Below are 25,021 nucleotides of genomic sequence, written 5' to 3'. Positions count from 1 at the left end.
ACCGATTCGTCACTTCGAGGGTGCAACTTTCGGGCTGATCGGCGCAGGGAGGTTAGAGCGAAGATGTGGATATGCCAGCGGATTCGTGGCGCAGGGATGGGGGATTTGTAAGCGGGTTATTCGCCGGGCGGGCGCGGTGGCCAGCCCGGCGGGCAGGGATTAGTGTGCGGCTTTGCGGTTTTGCCCGGCAGGGCTTTCGAGGTAGCGGGTGATGACGTCGACACCGCGGTTGAGGTGCTGTTTGAGCAGCGTGATCGCGAGTTCGATATCACGGTCGACCACCGCTTGCAGCATGGCGCGGTGGTCGTCCTGGGATAGTTTGCCCAGGCCCATGGCTTCGAGGTTGAAGCGCAGGAAGCGTTCCTCTTCGTTGAGACCGTCTTCGACCAGACGCAGCAGACGCTGGTTGGACGCCTTGCCATACAGCGCCATGTGGAACAGGCGGTTGAGCCGGCCGATTTCCGTGTAGTCGCGTTGAGCCTCGAGCTCTTCGATGAAGCTGACTGCCTGCGCATGATCGGCAGCGGTCAGCAACGGAATGGACTGGCGCATGGCTTCGGCTTCGAGCAGGATCCGCAACTCATAGGTTTCCGTGGCATCGCCTTGAATCAGTGGCGCAACCACAGCGCCTTTGTGCGTGGTCACAGTCAGCAGTTCCTGCGCCTCGAGTTGGCGCAAGGCTTCGCGCACAGGCATGCGGCTGACACCGAAAAGATCGGCCAGATCCTGCTGGCGCAGGGCGGTTCCGCAAGGCAAACGACCATCAACGATAGCGGCGCGCAGGGTTTCTTCAATGATTGACCGAGCCAAGTGTGCGGGAATTGGCCCATCGACTTTGATGCTTTGCAGCGGCTTGGGCTTCTGTGTCACGACTACGCACCCTGTATGTCGGCGGAATGTGGATCCAAATGACACTAGTGATTGCAGTACAGCTTGTCAAACCGTGTAACGGTTCAGTGGCTTTTATCAGTTTAGCGCGGTCGTGATGATCTCATGGTGCCATTGTTTTTTAACGGGCTAAGCTTCACCATCGAACGCTTTCCTTCCTGCCTCCTGGAAACCTGCTGTGGCGGTACGTTTCGCGATCCCCCGGACTCTGCGCTGGCTAGGCTGCGCACTGCTGCTGGCCGGCGTCATGCTGGGCGGTCTGCATGCCGATTGGGATTTTTCCGCGATCAGCCGCAAAGCTACAGCACTTTACGGCCCGCTGGGCGCCGGGCAGCAACGGATCGACGCATGGCAAAATCTGCTGGCCACGCAAAAACAGGTCAGCGAGATGGAAAAGCTCAAAGTGGTGAACCTGTTTTTCAACAAACAGGTGCGCTACGTCGAGGATATCGACCTGTGGCGCGAGGTCGACTATTGGGAAACACCGATCGAAGCACTGTGGAAGGGCGCCGGCGACTGCGAGGATTATGCGATCGCCAAGTATTTCAGCCTGCGCCATCTCGGGGTTTCCAGTGACAAGCTGCGCATCACCTACGTCAAGGCCCTGCGCCAGAACCGCGCACACATGGTGCTGACGTACTATTCCACCCCTGATGCGATGCCGCTGGTGCTCGACAGCCTGATCGATCCGATTCAGCCTGCGTCCCAGCGAACCGATTTGCTGCCAGTCTACTCTTTCAATGCTGAAGGCCTGTATTTGCCGGGGGCCAAGGGCAATAAAAAGGTCGGTGACACCAAACGCCTGTCGCGCTGGCAGGATGTGTTGAAAAAAATGCAGGCCGAAGGTTTTCCGGTCGAGACGACTAACTAGGAGCATGCGCTCAGATGTCTTTGTTCAAACAGCTGTTGCTCGCTATCTGTCTGTTCCTGGTGGTCGCCTTTACCGGCAGCTTCATGGTCAGTCTGGAGAGCTCGCGTACCCAGTACGTCAACCAGTTGCGCTCCCACGCCCAGGACGCCGCCACGGCGCTGGCGTTGTCGCTGACGCCGAATATCGACGACCCGGCAATGGTCGAGTTGCTGGTCAGCTCGATTTTCGACAGCGGCTATTACGCGAGCATCCGCGTGGTGGATCTGAAAACTGAACAGACCATCGTCGAGCGCAGCGGCATTCCGGCCGTCACCAATGTGCCGGACTGGTTCGTCAACCTGATCGGCCTCGAGCCTGCCGGTGGCGATGCGTTGGTCAGCCGTGGCTGGGAGCAGGCGGCGCGGGTCGAGGTGGTCAGCCATCCGATGTTTGCCGTGGCCAAGCTGTGGCAGAGCGCGTTGGGCAGCCTTGGCTGGTTGCTGATCTGCGGCGCACTGAGCGCCGTGCTCGGCGCGCTGCTGCTGCGCCGGCAGTTGAAGCCGCTGGATTACATGGTCAAGCAATCCCACGCCATCGCCCGCCGTGAATTCCTCAGCCTGCCGGAGCTGCCGCGCACGCCTGAATTGCGCCGCGTGGTGCTGGCGATGAACCAGATGGTCGAGAAGCTCAAGGCGCTGTTTCAGGAGCAGGCCGAGCGCAGTGAAAAACTGCGCACCGAGTCCTATCAGGACAACCTCACCGGTTTGGCCAACCGGCGCTATTTCGAAATGCAGCTGCACAATCGGGTGAGCAATCCGGAGCAAGCCAGTTCCGGTTATCTGCTGCTGTTGCGGATCAAGGATCTGGCCGGGCTCAACCAACGTCTGGGCGGTCAGCGCACCGATGAATTGTTGAAAGCGGTCGGCCAGCAGTTGTCGCGTGAATGCGCCAAATACCCGGAAACCCAGAACCTTGTTACCCGTATTCGCGGCGGCGAATTCGCCGTGCTGGCGCCGGGGCTGGTGCGTGAGGAAGCGCTGCAACTGGCGCAGAACCTCGACGCCGCCCTGAGCAGCTTGCACGCCACGGGCGCAACCGATGTGCCGGCCGTGGCCTCCATCGGCCTGGCGCCATTCGCTCACGGCGACTCGCCGCAAGCGGTGCTGACGCTCGGCGATCAGGCGCTGGCGCAGGCCGAGGGGCAGGGCGAGCAGAACTGGGCGTGCATCGATCAAAGCCTGACGGCGGACGTGGGTGACGATCACCACGCCTGGCATCGCTTGCTCGATCAGGCCTTGAGTCAGCAGCGTTTTGAGCTCTATTTCCAACCGGTGGTGGCCGCTCAGGACACGCAACTGGTGCTGCATTACAAGGTGCTGTCACGCTTGCTCGACGAACAGGGCCAGACTATTCCTGCCGGGCGTTTCCTGCCGTGGCTGGAGCGTTTCGGCTGGACCGCACGGCTGGATCGGCTGATGCTCGAGCGCGTACTCGAGCAGATGAAAGAGCATGAGGATTCGCTGGCGCTGAACCTGTCTTCGGCGACCCTGGCCGATTCCCAGGCGTTGAACAAAGTGTTCGAGATTCTGCGGGCGCATTCCAACCTCGGCGAACGCTTGACCCTGGAGATCGGCGAAGAGCAACTGCCAGAGCAAGCAGTGCTGGAGCAGTTGACCCGACGTCTGCGTGAGCTTGGTTTCTCGCTCAGCCTGCAACGTTTTGGTGGGCGCTTCAGCATGATCGGCAACCTGGCACGGCTGGGTCTGGCGTACTTGAAGATTGATGGCAGCTACATTCGGGCGATTGATCAGGAGAGCGACAAGCGCCTGTTCATCGAGGCGATTCAGCGTGCGGCACACAGCATTGATCTGCCGCTGATTGCCGAGCGGGTGGAAACGGAAGGGGAGTTGTCGGTGATTCGCGAGATGGGATTGTATGGGGTTCAGGGGCAGTTGTTCGGTGAGCCCAAGCCCTGGCAGTAGTCTTTTAGTGCGATGGCGTCAGTGATGCCGCCTTCGCGAGCAGGCTCGCTCCCACATTTGAAATGCATACCAGTGTGGGAGCGAGCCTGCTCGCGAAAGGGTCAGTGCAGTCACCAAGGGTCCAGGGTCAGATCAAGCCGCCTTCATCTTCATCAATGAGCTGACTCAACCCACCCAGCGCCTCACGCGCCTGGGTCCGGTCCATCAACTTGGCCTGCGCCGCCGGCGGCAGGTCGGTGACGCGGATCACGCCTTTCTGGGTCAGCACCTGAATCAGGTCGTCGAGTACCCGAATCATTTCAAAGTCGCTCTGCTTGAGCTGTTTGAGGCTGTTTTCCACGGCTTCGTTGGCGTACCACGCCTGGATTTCATGGTGGTCGGCCGGCAGCGTTTCCGTGGCCTCGGCGTAGGCTGCAGCTTCCACGCGAATCAACTGGCCTTGCGCATCGCGTTGCACGTAAAACATTGAGCATCCCTCAGAAAGAACCAGCGTCATGCTGTCAGCAGCATAGCCAACTGCGCGCAAGTATGCGGTGCGCCGACGAAATCGTCACCGCTTCGCCGGGCGCAAACGTGACGGCCGCCCATAAGGGCGGCCGTTGTTCACGCATCAGCTGTTGTTGTGGTCGACTTTGATGGTCGGGTCGCTGCCGGCAATCAGGTTGTGGATGTTGGCGCTCGACCAGTTGTTGCCTTCCAGTTTGATCGTCACGTCCGGTGTCGCGGCGGCAGCATCGCCCGAGTTGAACTTGCCGCCCGAGCTGACTTGCAGCGACGACACGCCGTCGACCGTGCTGATCTTCAGGAAGTTGTCGATGGTACTGCCGGTCTCGCCCTGCAACAGATCACGCAGGTCGATACGATCACCCTGGCTGGCGTTGAAGTCCTTGATCACGTCAGTGCCGGTGTCACCCGATTTCCAGACGAAGGTGTCGGCACCGGAACCACCGATCAGGATGTCGTTGCCCTGACCGCCGATCAGCGTGTCGTTGCCGGTGCCGCCGAGCAGGATGTCATTGCCTTTACCGCCATCGAGCAGGTCATTGCCGCCCGAGCCGAAGAGGATGTCATTGCCCGCGCCACCCAACAGCGTGTCGTTGCCGTCATGCGTGCCGGACACATCGAACGCCTGATAGTGCTCGGTGACGTACTGGTGCACATTGCTGGTGGTGACTTTGCTGACGTCGACGCCGGTTTCCTTGGCCACGAACGCCTGCATCGCCTGATAACCCTCGCCGGCAATGCCGTTGAAGCTCACCAGATCGCCGAACAGGATGTCGTTGCCATCACCACCGCTGACGGTGTCGCTACCCGGCATCGTCGCTTCGGTGTGGCCGATGATGGAGTTGGCCAGATCCTTCGGATCGATGTTGGTCTGTGGCGTCTTGTCCGAATCGTACGGTTTCAGGTCGTTGAGACTGACGCCGCTGTTGAGGCCGATGGCTTCGACGTTCGACAGGTTGCTGAGCAACGAGAAGCTGCTGCTGGAGTTGGCAGTGGTGTACCAGTCGGTGCTGCTACCGGAGCCCGCCAGGCTGGAGAGCTCGTAGGTGCCGTCGCCCTGGGCGTGCAGCGTGCCGAAGTTCAGGTACGACCAGTTGCCGCCCGATTTGCTCCAGACCGTCACAGAGCCGTTCGCGCTGATATCGATCTGGTGCGTGCTGTCCGGATACAGGCTGACGGCTGTCCCCAACGTATAGTTGGTGGTGGTGATCAGACTATCGAGGGTTTTGTTGCCGTACAGGTACGGGTTGGTCGATTCGCCGGTCTGGTAGTAGGTCGGCTGGCCGTCGGTGATGAAGTACGTCAGGTTCTTCGCCCCGGTGTTGGCCACGGCTTCCGCGCTCTGGAAGAAGTTGGCCGTGGTCTTGAACACGTCTTCATAGTTGGTGCCGCCGCCGGACGTCATCGAGTCCAGCACTGCTTTGAGTTTGGTCAGGGCGTTCGGGTCGTTGAGGTTCACCGACACCGACTGTTTGACCTGGGCATCGAAGTCCACCAGGAAGATGTTCACCGTGCCCGAGTTGCTGCCGCCCAGGCTCTGCTTGAGGGTGTTGAACACCGAGGTCAGCGAGTCCTTGGCCGCGTTGAGCGACGAGGTGCTCATACTGCCGGAGCTGTCGACCATGAACGCGATGTTGTAGTTGGTGCCCGGCACCACGGTCAGGCCGCCGATGTCGGCAACAATGATGTCGTTGCCATCGGTGCCGATCACGGTGTCATCACCGGAGGTGGCGACGGAGGCGGTATAGACCGCTGGCACTACGGTGACCGGAATGGTCGCGGTGCTGCTCGCCGAACCGCCCACGGCTTCAGTCGAAGTCGAGGTCACGGTCAGGTTGAACTGGCCGTTGTAGTAGGTCGGCGGGGTCACGGTCAGGCTGCCGAGGTTCCAGCCGGTGACGTTGGCTTCGCCGTTGCTCGCAGTGACGGTGAAGCTGTGGCCTGCGCCGTCGCTCAGCACCGAGCCGACCGGCGCGCCGCTGATCTTCACGCTCAGGGTTTCCGAACCGTCGGTGTCGGTCAGTGCAGTGGAGACTGCCGACAGTTTCACCGTGGTGCCTTCGGCGCCCGTGTTGAGCTTGTAGCCGTCGTAATAGCCTTCGCCGTTGCTGCCGTGCAGATCGGAGACGGTCACGCCGGCATTCACCAGATCGGTCACGCCGGTGTAGATCGGCACGCCGGTGCTGCTCAGGTCGATCGGCGTGCTGCCGTTGACCGACAGGTTGACGTCGTAGCTGCCCGGGCCGCTCTGGTTGTGGTGGTAGATGTCCAGGGTGTAGTAGCCGCTGGTGGTCGGTGTGAACGATCCATTGATCGCGCCGCCCGCGCCCCAGGTACCCGACGCCACGCTCTTGCCGCCGATGGTGATCAACAGACTGTCATCGGCGACGCCGCTGAAGGCGTAGGTCTTGCCGGCTTCCAGATAGATCAGGCCCGACGTTTTCGAGGCGGTACCGGCGGTCACGCTGCCGTCCGACTGCACGTTGTTCACGGTCCCGCTGGAGTTCGGTGTGCCGGCGCCGTCGATGACGTTTTTCAGCGTGGTCGAATCCGCGCCGTTGCCGTTGGTGCCCAGACCCGACAGACCGGTCCAGACTTCCTTGATCAACCCGGTGGACTTCACGCTGTTGTCGGCCACGCTCACCGTCGGGGCATCCGCCACTGGGGTGATGTCGATCTTCACGGTGCCGGTGTTGCCCAGCAGTTGGCCGTCGGTTGGCTGGAACTTGATCTGCGCGTAGTCAGCCTGATTGTTGCCCAGGCCGGTGCCACCGTAACCGTTGACGCCCGACTCGTTGGCATCCGGCATGAAGCGCAGTTTGCCGGCGTCGATATCAGCCTTGCTGAAGGTCTGATTGTTGGCGACGTCTTTCCAGGTCGAGCCGTCCAGGTACTGCAGTTTGCCTTCGCCCGGCAGTTGGGTGATTTTCACCCCGAGGCTGCTGGCCGGGCTGTCGACATCCGTTACACCGAAGGTCGACCAGCCGAGGATCAGCGGAGTGTCTTCGGTGCCGGTGACGTTGACCGGTGCAGCGACTGGCGCATCGTTGACTGCCACCACGTTGACCGTGGTGGTCGCGGTGTTGGAGTAGTTGCCGCCATCGGTCACGGTCACGGTGATGATCCGCGGCACAGTGCTCGGGTCTTCACTGCTGTTGGTGAAGCTGATGTTCTTGATGGCCTGCATGTAGTCGGCCAGCGTCGCGTTGCCCGACAGAGTCAGAGTCACGGTGCCGTTGGTGCTGTTGGCATTGATGGTGATGCCGTTGACGCTGTTGCCCAGGTTCAGCGCATCGCCGTCCTGACGGTTGGTCAGTACCACGGTGGCGCCGGTGAGCATGGTGCTGTCCGGGTCGGTGATTTTGATATCGGTGTCGGCAATCGACACGCCCGCGCCCGGGGTATTTTCGGTGAAGGTCACCTTGTAGTCGGCACCGGTCGCACCGCTGGAGTTGTTGGCATCCAGGTCGATGACCGGCGGCGCATCGTTGTCGATGATCGAAGTACTGACGCTGCCATTGGTGCTGCTGACCGCGAGGTTCTCGAAGTTGCCGCCGGTGGCCGAGTCGATCTTGACCACGAAGTTCTCGGTGCCTTCGGTGATCTTGTCATCGAGGGTGGCGACGTTGAACTGCGCGCTGCTGGCGCCTGCCGGGATCTTCACGGTGTACACGCCGGTGAAGTCCGAACCGTCGGCGGCGGTGCCGCTGTAGACGATTTTCAGGGTCACTTCGGTTTGCGCCGGGTGGTTCAGGCTGACGGTGTAGCTGGCGGTCTGACCCTCGGTCACCGAAGTGCTACCGGTAATGCTGACGGTGGTGGTGTCGATGGTGTCCGTGACGCTGGTCACGGCTGGCGTGGTATTGGTCACCAGGTTTTCGAAGCCGCCGCCGCTGGTGCCAGTGATGGTTGCCTGCACGTTGCCGGCGTCTTTGTAGACGTCGTCAGCCGGTGCCGGAACAGTCACGGTGCCGGTGGTTTTGCCCGCTTCGATGGTGATTACCGAACCGTTGCTGAGGGTCACGGTCAACGGCGAGCCCGCGGCGTTGGTCAGCGTCGCGGTGTAGGTGATCTGGCCACCCTCGGCCACGGAGCCGGTCGCCGACAGCGACAGGTTGGTGGTGTCGACAGTGTCGGTCACGGTGGTGCTGACCGGGGTTTTGTCGGCCACGAGGTTTTCGTAGTTGCCGCCCGACACGTTGGTGATCGAGTTGGTAATCGGCGCATGACCGGTCAATACGTCGTTCGGTGCGGTGGTAGTCACGGTGCCGGTGGTTTTGCCGACTTCGATGGTGATGTTCTGGCCGTTGGCCAGGGTCACCACGACAGGCGAACCGGTAACCGGCGCGCCAACGGTGGCGGTGTAGGTGACAGTGCCACCCTCGGCCGCTGTACCGGTTGCGGTCAGCTTCACGGTCGTAGTGTCGATGGTATCGGTCACGCTGGTCACGGCCGGAGTCGTGCTTGGTACCAGGTTTTCGAAGTTGCCACCGGTGGCGTTGCTGATCGTCGCCTGAACGGTGCCGGCGTCTTTGTAGACGTCATCGGCTGGCGCTGCAACGGTCACGGTGCCGGTGGTTTTGCCCGCTTCGATGGTGATCACCGAGCCGTTGCTCAGGGTCACGGTCACTGGCGAACCAGCGGCGTTGGTCAGCGTGGCGGTGTAAACAATCGAGCCACCTTCAGCGACCGATGGGGTAGCGCTGAGCGACAGATTGGTGGTGTCGACGGTGTCGGTCACGGTGGTGCTGACCGGGGTCTTGTCGGCCACGAGGTTTTCGTAGTTACCGCCAGTCACACCGGTGATCGAGTTGCTGAGTGGCGCCTGACCCGTCAGCGCATCGTTCGGAGCGGTGGTGGTCACGGTGCCGGTGGTTTTACCCACTTCGATGGTGATGTTCTGACCATTGGCCAGGGTCACGGTGACCGGAGAGCCGGTCACTGGCGCGCCAACAGTCGCGGTGTAAGTGACGGTGCCACCCTCAGCCGTTGACTCAGTCGCGGTCAGTTTGACTGTGGTGGTGTCGATAGTGTCGGTGACATTGGTCACGGCCGGCACAGTGCTCGGCACCAGGTTTTCGAAGTTGCCGCCAGTGGCAGTCGAAATGGTCGCTTCGACTTTGCCCGCGTCTTTGTAAACGTCATCAGCCGGGGCCGGGACGGTTACGGTGCCAGTGGTTTTACCAGCCTCGATGATGATCACAGCACCGTTCGACAGTGTGACCGTCACTGGCGAACCAGCGGCGTTGGTCAGCGTGGCGGTGTAAACAATCGAGCCACCCTCGGCAACCGAGTTGGTAGCGCTGAGCGACAGGTTAGTGGTGTCGACGGTGTCGGTCACGGTTGTGCTGACCGGGGTCTTGTCGGCCACGAGGTTTTCGTAGTTACCGCCAGTCACACCGGTGATCGAGTTGCTGAGTGGCGCCTGACCCGTCAACGCATCGTTCGGCGCAGTGAAGGTCACGGTGCCGGTGGTTTTGCCCACTTCGATGGTGATGTTCTGGCCGTTGGCCAAGGTCACCACAACAGGTGAGCCAGTGACTGGCGCGCCAACAGTGGCGGTATAAGTCACGGTGCCGCCTTCAGCCACGGAAGTATCGGCGGTCAGTTTGACCGTCGAAGTATCGATGGTGTCGGTGACTTCGGTTACCGCCGGGGTGGTGCTCGGAACGAGGTTCTCGAAGTTGCCACCCGTGGCGGTCGAAATAGTCGCTTCGACTTTGCCGGCGTCTTTGTAAACGTCATCAGCCGGAGCCGGGACGGTCACAGTGCCGGTAGTTTTGCCAGCGTCGATGGTAATGACGGCGCCGTTGGACAGGGTCACGGTAACCGGCGAACCAGCAGCGTTGGTCAATGTGGCCGTGTAAACAATCGAACCGCCTTCAGCTACAGAATCGGTGGCGCTGAGCGACAGGTTGGTAGTGTCGACGGTGTCGGTGACGTTGGTCGAGACCGGCGTCTTGTCGGCCACGAGGTTCTCGTAGTTGCCGCCGCTCACGTCGGTAATCGAGTTGGTCAGTGGTGCATGACCGGTCAGCGCATCGTTTGGCGCAGTGAAAGTCACGGTGCCGGTGGTTTTGCCCACTTCGATGGTGATGTTCTGGCCGTTGGCTAAGGTCACCACAACAGGTGAGCCAGTGACTGGCGCGCCAACAGTGGCGGTATAAGTCACGGTGCCGCCTTCAGCCACGGAAGTATCGGCAGTCAGTTTGACCGTCGAAGTATCGATGGTGTCGGTGACATTGGTCACGGCCGGAACGGTGCTCGGCACCAGGTTCTCGAAGTTGCCACCCGTGGCGGTCGAAATGGTCGCTTCGACTTTACCGGCGTCTTTGTAGACGTCATCGGCAGGTGCTGGAACGGTCACGGTGCCCGAGGTTTTACCGGCATCGATGGTGATCACGGCACCGTTCGACAGGGTCACGGTCACTGGCGAGCCAGCAGCGTTGGTCAGGGTTGCGGTGTAAACGATCGAACCGCCTTCAGCCACCGAGTCGGTCGCGGTCAGGTTCAGGTTGGTGGTGTCAATGGTGTCCGACACGGCGGTGTCAGCAGGCTTGCCGTCGACCGCCAGTTTTTCGTAGTTGCCGCCGGTGGCGCCGTCGATGGTCACGCTCAGGGAGCTGCCGCCCGCCAATGGGCTGTTCGGTGCAACGAAATTCACGGTGCCGGTGGTTTCGCCCACGGCGATGGTGATGGTCTGGCCGTTGGACAGGGTCACCACGACTGGCGAGCCGGTCACCGGTGCGGTCACGGTCGCGGTGTAGACCACGGTTTCGCCTTCGGCGACGTTCGCGGTGGCGGTCAGCGACACGGTGGAAGTGTCGATGGTGTCGTTGACGGTGGTCACCGCCGGGGTGTCGCTGGTGACGAGGTTTTCGAAGTTGCCACCGGTCGCGCCTTTGATGGTCGCTTCAACAGTGCCGGCGTCTTTGTAGACGTCGTCCTTCGGTGCATCGACTGTCACGGTGCCGGTGGTTTTGCCTGCATCGATGGTGATGGTCGCGCCGTTGCTCAACGTCACGGTCACCGGCGAGCCGGCAGCGTTGGTCAGGGTCGCGGTGTAGGTGATCTGGCCACCTTCGTTCACTGCACCGGTGGCGCTGAGCGACAGGTTGGTGGTGTCGGTGGTATCGGTCACGGTGGTGCTGACCGGAGTTTTGTCGGCCACGAGGTTTTCGTAGTTACCGCCGCTGACATCAGTGATCGAGTTGGTAATCGGTGCATGACCGGTCAACGCATCATTCGGTGCAGTGGTGGTCACGGTGCCGGTGGTTTTGCCCACTTCGATGGTGATCTGCTGACCGTTGGCCAACGCCACCACGACAGGCGAACCGGTGACCGGCGCGCCAACAGTGGCGGTGTAGGTGACAGTGCCACCCTCTGCCACGGAAGTATCAGCCGTCAGTTTGACGGTGGAAGTATCGATGGTGTCAGTGACATCGGTCACCGCTGGGACGGTGCTTGGAACGAGGTTCTCGAAATTGCCGCCCGTGGCAGTCGAAATGGTTGCTTCGACTTTGCCCGCGTCTTTATAGACGTCATCGGCAGGTGCCGGAACCGTCACGGTGCCGGTGGTTTTGCCTGCTTCGATGGTGATCACCGAGCCGTTGCTCAGGGTCACCGTCACTGGCGAACCGGCGGCATTGGTCAGGGTCGCGGTGTAAGTGATCTGCCCACCCTCGGCCACGGAGCCAGTCGCGCTAAGCGACAGGTTGGTGGTGTCGGTGGTGTCGGTCACAGTGGTGCTGACCGGGGTTTTGTCCGCTACGAGATTTTCGTAGTTGCCACCCGTCACGTTGGTGATCGAGTTGGTGACCGGGGCCTGGCCAACCAATGCATCGTTCGGCGCCGTGGTGGTCACGGTGCCCGTGGTTTTGCCTACTTCGATGGTGATGTTCTGGCCGTTGGCCAGAGTCACCACAACCGGCGAGCCAGTCACTGGCGCGCCAACAGTGGCGGTATAGGTGACAGTGCCACCTTCGGCTACAGATGTATCGGCGGTCAGTTTGACGGTCGAGGTGTCGATGGTATCGGTGACTTCAGTCACTGCCGGGACCGTGCTCGGCACCAGGTTTTCGAAGTTGCCGCCCGTGGCAGTCGAAATGGTTGCTTCGACCTTGCCCGCGTCTTTATAGACGTCATCGGCAGGTGCCGGAACAGTCACGGTGCCTGTGGTTTTACCCGTTTCGATGGTGATGACCGAGCCGTTGCTCAGCGTTACGGTGACGGGCGAGCCTGCCGCATTGGTCAGGGTCGCGGTGTAAACGATCGAACCGCCCTCAGCCACAGAGCCGGTGGCGCTGAGCGACAGATTGGTGGTGTCGACGGTATCGGTAACGGTGGTCGAAACCGGCGTCTTGTCCGCGACCAGATTTTCGTAATTGCCGCCGCTCACGTCGGTGATCGAGTTGCTCAACGGCGCGTGCCCGGTCAACGCATCGTTCGGTGCGGTGAAAGTCACGGTGCCCGTGGTTTTGCCCACTTCGATGGTGATCTGCTGACCGTTGGCCAACGCCACCACGACAGGCGAACCGGTGACCGGCGCACCAACAGTGGCGGTGTAGGTGACAGTGCCACCCTCTGCCACGGAAGTATCAGCCGTCAGTTTGACGGTGGAAGTATCGATGGTGTCAGTGACATCGGTCACCGCTGGGACGGTGCTTGGAACGAGGTTCTCGAAATTGCCGCCCGTGGCAGTCGAAATGGTTGCTTCGACTTTGCCCGCGTCTTTATAGACGTCATCGGCTGGCGCCGGAACCGTCACGGTGCCGGTGGTTTTGCCTGCTTCGATGGTGATCACCGAGCCGTTGCTCAGGGTCACCGTCACTGGCGAACCGGCGGCATTGGTCAGGGTCGCGGTGTAAGTGATCTGGCCACCCTCGGCCACGGAGCCGGTCGCGCTGAGCGACAGGTTGGTGGTGTCGGTGGTGTCGGTCACGGTGGTGCTGACCGGGGTTTTGTCCGCTACGAGATTTTCGTAGTTGCCACCCGTCACGTTGGTGATCGAGTTGGTGACCGGAGCCTGGCCGACCAATGCATCGTTTGGCGCGGTGAAGGTCACGGTGCCGGTGGTTTTACCGACTTCGATGGTGATGTTCTGGCCGTTGGCCAGAGTCACCACGACAGGCGAACCTGTCACTGGAGCGCCGACGGTCGCGGTATAGGTGACGGTGCCACCTTCGGCTACAGATGTATCGGCGGTCAGTTTGACGGTCGAGGTGTCGATGGTATCGGAGACTTCAGTCACTGCCGGGACCGTGCTCGGCACCAGGTTTTCGAAGTTGCCGCCCGTGGCGGTCGAAATGGTCGCTTCGACCTTGCCCGCGTCTTTATAGACGTCATCGGCAGGTGCCGGAACAGTCACGGTGCCAGTGGTTTTACCCGCTTCGATAGTGATGACCGAGCCGTTGCTCAGCGTCACGGTCACCGGCGAACCGGCAGCGTTGGTCAACGTCGCGGTGTAAACAATCGAACCGCCCTCGGCCACAGAACCGGTGGCGCTGAGCGACAGATTGGTGGTGTCGACGGTATCGGTGACGTTAGTCGAAACAGGCGTCTTGTCCGCCACCAGATTTTCGTAATTGCCGCCGCTCACGTCGGTGATCGAGTTGCTCAACGGCGCGTGACCGGTCAGCGCATCGTTCGGTGCGGTGAAGGTCACGGTGCCCGTGGTTTTACCCACTTCGATGGTGATGCTTTGGCCGTTGGCCAAGGTCACCACAACAGGCGAACCGGTCACTGGCGCGCCAACAGTGGCGGTATAGGTGACGGTGCCACCTTCAGCCACGGACGTGTCGGCAGTCAGTTTCACCGTCGAGGTGTCGATGGTGTCAGTGACATCGGTCACTGCTGGGACGGTGCTCGGAACGAGGTTCTCGAAGTTGCCGCCGGTAGCGTCCTTGATGGTCACTTCGACTTTGCCGGCGTCCTTGTAGACGTCATCGGCAGGTGCCGGAACCGTCACGGTGCCGGTGGTTTTGCCTGCTTCGATGGTGATCACCGAGCCGTTGCTCAGGGTCACCGTCACTGGCGAACCGGCGGCATTGGTCAGGGTCGCGGTGTAAGTGATCTGCCCACCCTCGGCCACGGAGCCAGTCGCGCTAAGCGACAGGTTGGTGGTGTCGGTGGTGTCGGTCACAGTGGTGCTGACCGGGGTTTTGTCCGCTACGAGATTTTCGTAGTTGCCACCCGTCACGTTGGTGATCGAGTTGGTGACCGGGGCCTGGCCAACCAATGCATCGTTCGGCGCCGTGGTGGTCACGGTGCCCGTGGTTTTGCCTACTTCGATGGTGATGTTCTGGCCGTTGGCCAGAGTCACCACAACCGGCGAGCCAGTCACTGGCGCGCCAACAGTGGCGGTATAGGTGACAGTGCCACCTTCGGCTACAGATGTATCGGCGGTCAGTTTGACGGTCGAGGTGTCGATGGTATCGGTGACTTCAGTCACTGCCGGGACCGTGCTCGGCACCAGGTTTTCGAAGTTGCCGCCCGTGGCAGTCGAAATGGTTGCTTCGACCTTGCCCGCGTCTTTATAGACGTCATCGGCAGGTGCCGGAACAGTCACGGTGCCTGTGGTTTTACCCGTTTCGATGGTGATGACCGAGCCGTTGCTCAGCGTTACGGTGACGGGCGAGCCTGCCGCATTGGTCAGGGTCGCGGTGTAAACGATCGAACCGCCCTCAGCCACAGAGCCGGTGGCGCTGAGCGACAGATTGGTGGTGTCGACGGTATCGGTAACGGTGGTCGAAACCGGCGTCTTGTCCGCGACCAGATTTTCGTAATTGCCGCCGCTCACGTCGGTGATCGAGTTGCTCAACGGCGCGTGCCCGGTCAACGCATCGTTCGGTGCGGTGAAAGTCACGGTGCCCGTGGTTTTGCCCACTTCGATGGTGATCTGCTGACCGTTGGCCAACGCCACCACGACAGGCGAACCGGTGACCGGCGCACCAACAGTGGCGGTGTAGGTGACAGTGCCACCCTCTGCCACGGAAGTATCAGCCGTCAGTTTGACGGTGGAAGTATCGATGGTGTCAGTGACATCGGTCACCGCTGGGACGGTGCTTGGAACGAGGTTCTCGAAATTGCCGCCCGTGGCAGTCGAAATGGTTGCTTCGACTTTGCCCGCGTCTTTATAGACGTCATCGGCTGGCGCCGGAACCGTCACGGTGCCGGTGGTTTTGCCTGCTTCGATGGTGATCACCGAGCCGTTGCTCAGGGTCACCGTCACTGGCGAACCGGCGGCATTGGTCAGGGTCGCGGTGTAAGTGATCTGGCCACCCTCGGCCACGGAGCCGGTCGCGCTGAGCGACAGGTTGGTGGTGTCGGTGGTGTCGGTCACGGTGGTGCTGACCGGGGTTTTGTCCGCTACGAGATTTTCGTAGTTGCCACCCGTCACGTTGGTGATCGAGTTGGTGACCGGAGCCTGGCCGACCAATGCATCGTTTGGCGCGGTGAAGGTCACGGTGCCGGTGGTTTTACCGACTTCGATGGTGATGTTCTGGCCGTTGGCCAGAGTCACCACGACAGGCGAACCTGTCACTGGAGCGCCGACGGTCGCGGTATAGGTGACGGTGCCACCTTCGGCTACAGATGTATCGGCGGTCAGTTTGACGGTCGAGGTGTCGATGGTATCGGAGACTTCAGTCACTGCCGGGACCGTGCTCGGCACCAGGTTTTCGAAGTTGCCGCCCGTGGCGGTCGAAATGGTCGCTTCGACCTTGCCCGCGTCTTTATAGACGTCATCGGCAGGTGCCGGAACAGTCACGGTGCCAGTGGTTTTACCCGCTTCGATAGTGATGACCGAGCCGTTGCTCAGCGTCACGGTCACCGGCGAACCGGCAGCGTTGGTCAACGTCGCGGTGTAAACAATCGAACCGCCCTCGGCCACAGAACCGGTGGCGCTGAGCGACAGATTGGTGGTGTCGACGGTATCGGTGACGTTAGTCGAAACAGGCGTCTTGTCCGCCACCAGATTTTCGTAATTGCCGCCGCTCACGTCGGTGATCGAGTTGCTCAACGGCGCGTGACCGGTCAGCGCATCGTTCGGTGCGGTGAAGGTCACGGTGCCCGTGGTTTTACCCACTTCGATGGTGATGCTTTGGCCGTTGGCCAAGGTCACCACAACAGGCGAACCGGTCACTGGCGCGCCAACAGTGGCGGTATAGGTGACGGTGCCACCTTCAGCCACGGACGTGTCGGCAGTCAGTTTCACCGTCGAGGTGTCGATGGTGTCAGTGACATCGGTCACTGCTGGGACGGTGCTCGGAACGAGGTTCTCGAAGTTGCCGCCGGTAGCGTCCTTGATGGTCACTTCGACTTTGCCGGCGTCCTTGTAGACGTCATCGGCAGGTGCCGGAACCGTCACGGTGCCGGTGGTTTTGCCTGCTTCGATGGTGATCACCGAGCCGTTGCTCAGGTTCACGGTGACCGGCGAGCCCGCTGCGTTGGTCAGCGTCGCGGTGTAGGTAATCTGGCCACCTTCAGCCACGGAGCCGGTCGCGCTAAGCGACAGGTTGGTGGTGTCGGGGGTATCAGTCACGGTGGTGCTGACGGGCGTCTTGTCGGCAACGAGGTTCTCGTAGTTGCCGCCGCTGACGTTGGTGATCGAGTTGGTCACCGGGGCCTGGCCAACCAGCGCATCGTTCGGCGCAGCGGTGGTCACAGTGCCGGTGGTTTTACCCACTTCGATGGTGATGCTTTGACCATTGGCCAGTGTCACCACAACCGGCGAGCCAGTCACTGGCGCGCCAACGGTGGCAGTGTAGGTGACGGTGCCGCCTTCAGCGACCGAAGTATCAGCCGTCAGTTTCACGGTCGAAGTATCAATGGTGTCAGTGACATCGGTAACGGCTGGGACGGTGCTCGGAACGAGGTTCTCGAAATTGCCGCCGGTAGCGTCTTTGATGGTCACTTCGACTTTGCCGGCGTCTTTATAGACGTCATCGGCAGGCGCCGGAACGGTTACGGTGCCGGTGGTTTTGCCGGCTTCGATGGTGATCACCGAGCCGTTGCTCAGGGTCACGGTCACCGGCGAACCGGCAGCATTGGTCAGCGTCGCGGTGTAAACGATCGAACCGCCTTCAGCCACGGAACCCGTGGCACTCAGGGACAGATTGGTGGTGTCGACGGTATCGGTGACGGTAGTCGAAACCGGGGTCTTGTCGGCCACGAGATCTTCGTAGTTGCCGCCAGTCACGCCAGTGATCGAGTTGGTCAGCGGTGCGTTACCGGTCAAAGCATCGTTCGGTGCGGTGAAGGTCACGCTGCCGGTGGTTTTACCCACTTCGATGGTGATGTTTTGACCATTGGCCAGCGTTACCACGACAGGCGAACCGGTGACCGGCGCGCCAACGGTCGCGGTGTAAGTGACAGTGCCACCTTCAGCCACCGACGTATCGGCGCTCAGTTTCACGGTCGAAGTGTCGATGGTGTCGGTCACTTCGGTCACAGCTGGCGTGGTGCTCGGAACGAGGTTCTCGAAGTTACCGCCGCTGGCGTCCGTGATGGAGACTTCGACTTTGCCGGCGTCTTTATAGACGTCATCGGCAGGCGCCGGAACTGTCACGGTGCCCGTGGTCTTGCCCGCTTCAATGGTGATCACCGAACCGTTGCTCAGGGTCACGGTCACCGGAGTTTGTGCGGCGTTGGTCAGGGTCGCGGTGTAAACGATCGAACCACCTTCGGCCACCGAACCGGTGGCACTCAGCGACAAATTGGTGGTGTCGATCGAGTCGGTAATGGTAGTGGTCGCTGGCGTCGGGTTTGGCACCAGGTTTTCGAAATTACCGCCGGTAGCGTCAGTGATCGTGGTGCTGACGGTGCTGCCGTTGTTATAGACGTCGTTAGCCGCCGTCGGCACGTTGACGGTGCCAGTGGTCTGGCCGGCTTCAATAGTGATGGTCGAACCGTTCGACAGGGTGACGGTCACCGGGGTTTGCGCCGGGTTGGTCAGGGTCGCGGTGTAAGTGATCTGCCCGCCTTCGACAACAGTGCCGGTGGCGGTGAGGCTCACGCTGGTGGTGTCGATCGAATCGGTAACGGTAGTGGTCGCTGGCGTGGTGTTCGGCACCAGGTTTTCGAAGTTGCCACCGGTAGCGCCGGTAATCGTGGTGCTGACGGTGCCGCCATTGTTGTAGACGTCGTTTGGCGCGGTCGGCACGTTGACGGTGCCGGTGGTCTGGCCGGCCTCAATGGTGATGGTCGAACCGTTCGACAGGGTGACGGTGACTGGCGTTTGCGCCGGGTTGGTCAGGGTCGCGGTGTAGGTGATCTGCTCACCCTCGACGACGCTGCCGGTGGCGGTCAGGGTCAGGCCGGTGTTATCGATCGAATCGGTGATGGTGGTCACCGCCGGTGTCGGGTTCGGCACCAGGTTTTCGAAGTTGCCGCCGGTGGCACCGGTGATGGTGGTGGTGACGGTGCTGCCGTTGTTATAGACGTCATTGGCCGGGGTTGGCACGTTGACGGTGCCGGTGGTCTGGCCCGCGCCGATGGTGATGGTCGAGCCGTTCGACAGGGTGACGGTGACCGGCGTTTGCGCCGGGCTGGTCAGGGTCGCGGTGTAAGTGATCTGACCGCCTTCGGTCACGCTCGGCCCCGCCGTCAGAGTGACGGTGGTGGTGTCGATGGTGTCGGTGACCTGGGTCGTGGCCGGAGTGGTCGGCGGGGTCACGGTGATGCCGTTGCCGCCGGTGGTGCCGGTGACGGTCACGTCAATCTGGGTCGGGTCGTTGTAAACGGTGTCGTTGGGGGCCATCGGCACGTTGACGGTGCCGGTGGTCGAACCGGCCGGAATCACGATCACCGCGCCGTTGGACAGGGTGATGGTCAGGTCAGTCAGTGGCGCCTGGGTCAGGGTCGCGGTGTACACCAGCACGCCGCCTGCTTCGGTGATGGTCGGCGTGGCGCTGAGGCTCAAGGTCGACTCACGCAGGGCGTTGCTGGTCGTATCGGTGGTCTGGCCACCAGTGATGTTCTGTGCGGCTTGCGCACCGGAGTTGATCCCGGCAGTCGGGAAGCCAATGGTCGGATCAACGCGGCCAGCCGTGGCATCGAGCATCACGAAGCTGTGACCGCCGCCCGCCGCGCCGCCAGTACCTGCGGCGGTTGCGCCGGCAGCGGTGGCTTCAAGTGCGGTGGTCGGGTCGACGCCCGCAGCGATGGCTTGCTGCAGTTCTGCTACCGACGGCGCAGCCTGCGCGGTGGCTTCGGCCAGGTCAGTGCTGGAGTCGGGCGCGTTGGCGCTCCACTGGGTTTCGCGGCCCAGGTCCAGGGTGCGGCCATCAGCCAGTTCAAGCGACACGGCGCCGGACAGACCGGTGTCGATCTGGTCGCCGACAAACAGGCGATCGCCCTCAACGAGTACGCGGCGTACGCCCTCTGGGGACACCACGAATACCTGACCGACAATGCTTTTGACGATGGCAACAACACTGCTCATTGAAGACTCTCCGGGGTGTCACGTTCAATTGACTTCCATAAACCTGACGGCATGGATGCCAATTCAGTCTGGACGTACTTTAAAAATTTGCGAAACAAGTTTGACGCGTCTTTTCGTCAATAATTTGGCTGGATGCTTTCGCGATTAACTTTATGCCAAACTATTGACCTTCTGGGTGCCATCCTAAACAATCGCCCCACTAATGTCACATTGATATTTCCGCGGCGACCTGTCCTTTAGCGTGTGATCCGGTTCCTGTTTTGAACTTTCCGACATACGGTCATTCCGGTTGCCATCATCCGCCGCAGCACCACTCTTTGCTGTGATTCAAGACAAGTAGTTCTGGGAAATCGTTACCATGCGTTCGCATTTGTTCAAGGCTCTACCCTTCGCACTCGCCGCCTCTTTTGCCCAAGCACAATCCTTACCAGAAGCCATGCAACAGGCACTGGATGTCCATCCGGAAATCCAGGCAGGGGTCAACAGTCGTCTGGCTGCGGATTATCAATTAAAGGCAGCTAAAGGTGGATACCTGCCCAAGGTCGATCTGCTGGGCGGTTATGGTCGTGAAGGCACCGACAGCGTGACCACCCGGGCCAATGGCGGCGGCAATCACTGGGAAACCCTTAACCGCAGCGAGTCAAGTTTACGTCTGTCGCAAATGGTCTTTGACGGTTTTGCGACGTCCAGCGAAGTCGGGCGTCAACAAGCCACCGTCAACTCCCGCGCCTACTCGCTGCTGGGGACTTCCGAGCGCACCGCGCTGACCGTCGCCCAGGTTTATCTGGATGTGCTGACCCGCCGTGAATTCGTGCGTCTGGCTGAAGAAAACCTCAAGAGCCACCAGCGCATCTACGACCAGATCCAGCTGCGCACCCAGCGCGGCGTGGGCAGCGGTGCCGACCTCGATCAGGCCGAAGCGCGGATGGCCCAGGCCCGCAACAACCTGATCACCGAGCAGACCAATCTGGCTGACTCCGAAACCAACTTCCTCAGCGCTGTCGGCCAGATGCCCGATCAGCTGGAGCGTCCGGCTCCTTTCATGGCGATGATGCCGGCCAACCTTAATGAAGCGCGTCAGCAAATGCTGGAAAACAGCCCGATCCTGCGTTCGGCCGAATCCGACATCGCCGCCGCCGAGAAACAGTACCAAACCGCCAAGTCGACCTTTTACCCACGCTTTGATGCCGAACTGGGCCGCACTGCCGACAACGATCTCGACGGTCAGAATGGTCACAACAACGAATGGCAGGCCATGCTGCGCATGCGCTTCAACCTGTATTCGGGCGGCAGCAACAAGGCGGATCTGGAATCCAAGTCGTACCTGTCGAACCAGGCGCTGGACATCCGCAACAACGCCCTGCGTCAGTTGAATGAAGAGCTGGGCCTGGCCTGGAACGCCCTGAACAACGCTAACGCGCAAGTGCCGATTGCTCAGCAGTACGTCGATCACAGCACCTCGGTGCGCACCGCTTACCAGCGTCAGTTCAGCCTTGGCGAACGTACCCTGCTCGACTTGCTCGACAGCGAAAACGAGTTGTTCACCGCTTCGCGGCGTCTGGCTGAAATCAAAAACATTCAGTTATTTACTCAGTATCGAATCAAGGCGACCATGGGCGAGTTGCTCAGAAGCCAGGGAGTGGTTGCACCGTTGGCATCCGTTGTGCAGAACGACGTGAAGCCCAAGGTCCAGTTGCCTGGGATGAATTGAGTTATCCCTTTTCAATTGCCAAAGAGTGTCGAGCGTGGAATCAGAAGTCAGTCGAGTTCATCTCAGTCATGATCCACGCGCGTTGCACGACGATCCGTTGCTGGACGGTCTGCTCGCCCTTTGCATGCTGCACCAGAAGCCCGCCAGCGCGGCGATGCTGACCACCGGCCTGCCGCTGCCCAAACAACGTCTGAGTGTCGAGTTGCTGCCCCGCGCGGCGGCTCGCGCCGGCCTGCAAGGTCGGGTGCTGCAGCGCAAGCTGGAAGAAATTCCGGCAATCGCCATGCCGGCTTTGTTGCTGCTCAAGGACGGCCGCAGTGCCATCCTGCTTGGCTGGCAAGGTGAAAACGAAGCACGGGTGCTGCTCAGCGAAAGCGACGGCGGCGAATCCGTGGTCGGCCGCGAGCTGCTGGCCGACGACTACACCGGCAAAGTCTTTTTCGCCCAACCCCAACACAAATTCGACGTCAACCACGGCACGCTGATCCCGCGCGCGCGTTCGTGGTTCCGCGACACCCTCAAGCGCTCGCGCTGGCTGTACGCCGATGCCATCGCCGCCAGTTTCCTGATCAACATCATCGCCATGGCCGCGCCGCTGTTCGTGATGAACGTCTACGACCGCGTGGTGCCGAACCAGGCCGAAGCGACCCTGTGGGTGCTCGCCTTGGGCATCACCGGCGCCTACATCTTCGACCTGATCCTCAAGAGCCTGCGCAGTCTGTGCCTGGATCTGGCCGGGAAGAAAACCGACCTGATCATCTCCGCGACGCTGTTTGAGCGCATCGTCGGCATGGCCATGAAATACCGCCCGGCGCGTGTCGGCAGTTTCGCGCAGAACATCCACGAGTTTCAGAGCCTGCGCGACTTCCTCGCCTCGCTGACCCTGACCAGCCTGATCGACCTGCCGTTCACCATTCTGATCTTCATCGTCATCGCCATTCTCGGCGGGCATCTGGTGTGGATTCCGGTGCTGGCGTTTCCGATTGCCCTGCTGATCGGTTACGCGCTGCAGAAGCCGCTGGTGGCCACCATGGAACGGACCATGGCCCTCGGCGCCGAGCGCCAGTCGAGCCTGATCGAAACCCTCGCCGGCCTCGACGCGGTCAAGGTCAACAACGCCGAAAGCGAACGTCAATACCAGTGGGAACAGACCATCGGCACCCTCAGCCGCCTCGAACTGCGGGTGAAAATGCTCTCCGGTCTGGCGATGAACATCACCCTGCTGATCCAGCAACTGGCCGGGGTGATCATGATCGTCTTCGGCGTGTACCAGATCATCGATGGCCACCTGAGCATGGGCGGTCTGATTGCCTGCTACATGCTCAGCGGTCGCGCGCTCAGCCCGTTGGCATCGTTGTCCGGTCTGCTGACCCGTTATCAGCAGGCGCGGGTGACCATGACCTCGGTCGACCAGATGATGGAGCTGCCGCAAGAGCGCAATTTCGAAGAGCGTCCGCTGAGCCGCAAGGTTCTGCAAGGCGCCATCGAATGCCGTCAACTGAATTTCACCTACCCGGAGCAACAGAACCCGGCGCTGAAGAACATCAACCTGGTGATTCGTCCCGGCGAGAAAATCGGCATCATTGGCCGCAGCGGCTCGGGCAAGAGCTCGCTCGCCAAACTGCTGGTTGGCCTCTATCAGCCGGACGACGGCGCGTTGCTGGTGGACGGCGTTGATATCCGCCAGATCGACGTCAGCGAGTTGCGCCACAACATCGGCTACGTGCCGCAGGACATCCAGCTCTTGGCCGGCACCCTGCGTGACAACCTGGTTTCCGGCGCGCGTTATGTCGAAGACGAGCTGGTGCTGCAAGCCGCCGAACTGGCCGGTGTCCACGAATTCGCCCGCCTGCACCCGCAAGGCTACGAACTGCAAGTGGGCGAGCGCGGGCAAAACCTGTCGGGCGGCCAACGCCAGAACGTCGCCCTGGCCCGGGCGCTGTTGCTCAATCCGCCGATTCTGTTGATGGATGAGCCGACCAGCGCCATGGACAACACCGGTGAAGAACGCCTCAAGCAACGCCTCGCGGCGGTGATTGAAAACAAGACCGTGGTGCTGGTGACGCACCGGGCATCCCTGCTGTCGTTAGTGGATCGTCTGCTGGTGATTGATCGCGGGCAGATTCTCGCCGACGGCCCGAAAGCCGCCGTGATGGAAGCGTTGAAGAAGGGGCAGATCAGTGTTGCTTAAGTCGGGTTTCAAGGATTCGATCCGTCGCTACTTCAAAGGCTCTGCTTCACTGCAGGGCCAGCCGCTGCCGGAGGTCAACAAGGCGCTGATCGAGGACGCCCCGCGCGTCGTGCGCCTGACGATCTGGGCGATCATCGGCTTCTTCGTCTTCCTCATGCTCTGGGCCAACTTCGCCGTGATCGACGAAGTGACCAAGGGCGATGGCAAGGCAATACCCTCGTCGAAGATCCAGAAAATCCAGAACCTTGAGGGCGGCATCGTCGCCGAACTGTTCGTCAAGGAAGGTCAGATCGTCGAAGCCGGCGCACCGCTGATTCGTCTCGACGACACGCGATTTGCCTCCAACGTCGGCGAAACCGAAGCTGATCGGCAGTCGATGCTGCTGCGGGTCGAGCGTCTGAGCGCCGAGGTCGATGACCGTCCGCTGAATTTCCCGGAAGACGTGGTCAAAGCGGTACCGGGTCAGGCCAAGAGCGAAGAATCCTTGTACATCAGCCGCCGCCAGCAGTTGCACGACGAGATCGGCGGCTTGCAGGAGCAGTTGATCCAGCGTCAGCAGGAGTTGCGCGAATTCACCTCGAAACAGGCGCAATACCGCCAGCAACTCGGGCTGCAACGCCAGGAAATCAACATGTCCGAGCCGCTGGTCGCGCAGGGCGCAGTCTCTCCGGTGGAAGTCTTGCGGCTCAAGCGTGCCGAAGTGGAAACCCGCGGCCAGCTTGATGCGACGACCTTGGCGATCCCGCGCGCCGAATCGGCGATCAAGGAAGTACAGCGCAAGATCGACGAGACCCGCGGCAAATTCCGCAGCGAAGCCCTGACCCAGCTCAACGAAGCCCGCACCGACCTGAACAAGGCCCAAGCCACCGGCAAGGCCCTGGAAGACCGGGTCAGCCGCACGCTGGTCACCTCGCCAGTACGCGGTATCGTCAACAAACTGCTGGTCAACACCATCGGTGGCGTGATCCAGCCGGGCAGCGACATGGTCGAAATCGTGCCGCTGGATGACACCTTGCTGGTCGAAGCCAAGATCCGCCCGCAGGACATCGCGTTCCTGCATCCGGGGCAGGAAGCGATCGTGAAATTCACCGCGTATGACTACACCATCTACGGCGGGCTGAAGGCTCAGCTTGAGCAGATCGGCGCCGACACCATCACCGACGAAGACAAGAAAACCACCTACTACATCATCAAGGTGCGCACCGAGCGCAGCCACCTGGGCACCGATGAGAAGCCGTTGCTGATCATTCCGGGGATGGTCGCGTCGGTGGACATCATCACCGGCAAGAAGTCGGTGTTGAGTTATCTGCTCAAGCCGATCATTCGCGCGCGGGCCGAGGCGTTGCACGAGCGCTAGATCTTCAGCGCGGCTGATGGCCTCTTCGCGAGCAAGCCCGCTCCCACATTTGATCTTCATTGGACACGAATTTCGTGTTCGACAGGGATCCACTGT

The 25,021-nt window shown here is 61.1% G+C and carries 8 protein-coding genes; 5 read left to right on the top strand and 3 right to left on the bottom strand.

From position 1 onward, the window contains the following. Window positions 1-159 precede the first annotated feature (159 nt). Window positions 160-870 carry a GntR family transcriptional regulator gene (locus tag ATI02_RS14735; protein WP_100846649.1) on the bottom strand — a complete coding sequence of 237 codons (711 nt, stop codon included), beginning with the start codon at window positions 868-870 and terminating at the stop codon, window positions 160-162. A 196-nt stretch (window positions 871-1,066) separates the two neighbouring features. Between ATI02_RS14735 and lapG the strand changes: the two genes are divergently transcribed. Then, window positions 1,067-1,759, top strand: coding sequence for a cysteine protease LapG (lapG, locus tag ATI02_RS14730; protein WP_095190366.1), 693 nt, complete (start codon window positions 1,067-1,069; stop codon window positions 1,757-1,759). A 14-nt stretch (window positions 1,760-1,773) separates the two neighbouring features. Beyond that, entirely contained in the window at window positions 1,774-3,720 is a 1,947-nt protein-coding gene (gene lapD, locus ATI02_RS14725) for a cyclic di-GMP receptor LapD (RefSeq protein ID WP_100846648.1), read from the top strand. A gap of 127 nt (window positions 3,721-3,847) precedes the next feature. Here the strand turns inward: lapD and ATI02_RS14720 are convergent, their stop codons facing one another. Together ATI02_RS14720 and ATI02_RS14715 are read right to left on the bottom strand one after the other, a co-directional pair. Further along, window positions 3,848-4,186: a hypothetical protein gene (locus tag ATI02_RS14720; RefSeq protein WP_038369138.1), complete on the bottom strand. Its 339-nt coding sequence runs from the start codon at window positions 4,184-4,186 to the stop codon at window positions 3,848-3,850. Between the two features lie 144 nt (window positions 4,187-4,330). Next, the gene (locus ATI02_RS14715) at window positions 4,331-19,666 is read right to left on the bottom strand and encodes a LapA family giant adhesin (protein WP_100846647.1); all 15,336 of its coding nucleotides are present in this window, start codon (window positions 19,664-19,666) and stop codon (window positions 4,331-4,333) included. A gap of 358 nt (window positions 19,667-20,024) precedes the next feature. On the opposite strand from ATI02_RS14715, the gene ATI02_RS14710 reads away from it, so the two are divergent. From ATI02_RS14710 to ATI02_RS14700, 3 genes are read left to right on the top strand one after another with little or no spacing between them, the layout of a single operon-like run. After that, entirely contained in the window at window positions 20,025-21,377 is a 1,353-nt protein-coding gene (locus tag ATI02_RS14710) for a TolC family outer membrane protein (RefSeq protein ID WP_095190368.1), read from the top strand. Between the two features lie 34 nt (window positions 21,378-21,411). Continuing rightward, a complete protein-coding gene (locus ATI02_RS14705; protein ID WP_095190369.1) occupies window positions 21,412-23,568 on the top strand; it encodes a type I secretion system permease/ATPase in 2,157 nt (718 codons plus the stop codon). Beyond that, window positions 23,558-24,925 carry an HlyD family type I secretion periplasmic adaptor subunit gene (locus ATI02_RS14700; protein WP_095190370.1) on the top strand — a complete coding sequence of 456 codons (1,368 nt, stop codon included), beginning with the start codon at window positions 23,558-23,560 and terminating at the stop codon, window positions 24,923-24,925. The genes ATI02_RS14705 and ATI02_RS14700 overlap by 11 nt, the downstream gene beginning before the upstream one ends. Window positions 24,926-25,021: the final 96 nt, after the last annotated feature.

This window comes from Pseudomonas baetica, from assembly GCF_002813455.1.
In the GTDB taxonomy this organism is placed as follows: Bacteria; Pseudomonadota; Gammaproteobacteria; order Pseudomonadales; family Pseudomonadaceae; genus Aquipseudomonas; species Aquipseudomonas baetica.
Note: the sequence above shows the minus strand (reverse complement) of the source record. Positions and strands in the feature narration are given on the sequence as shown.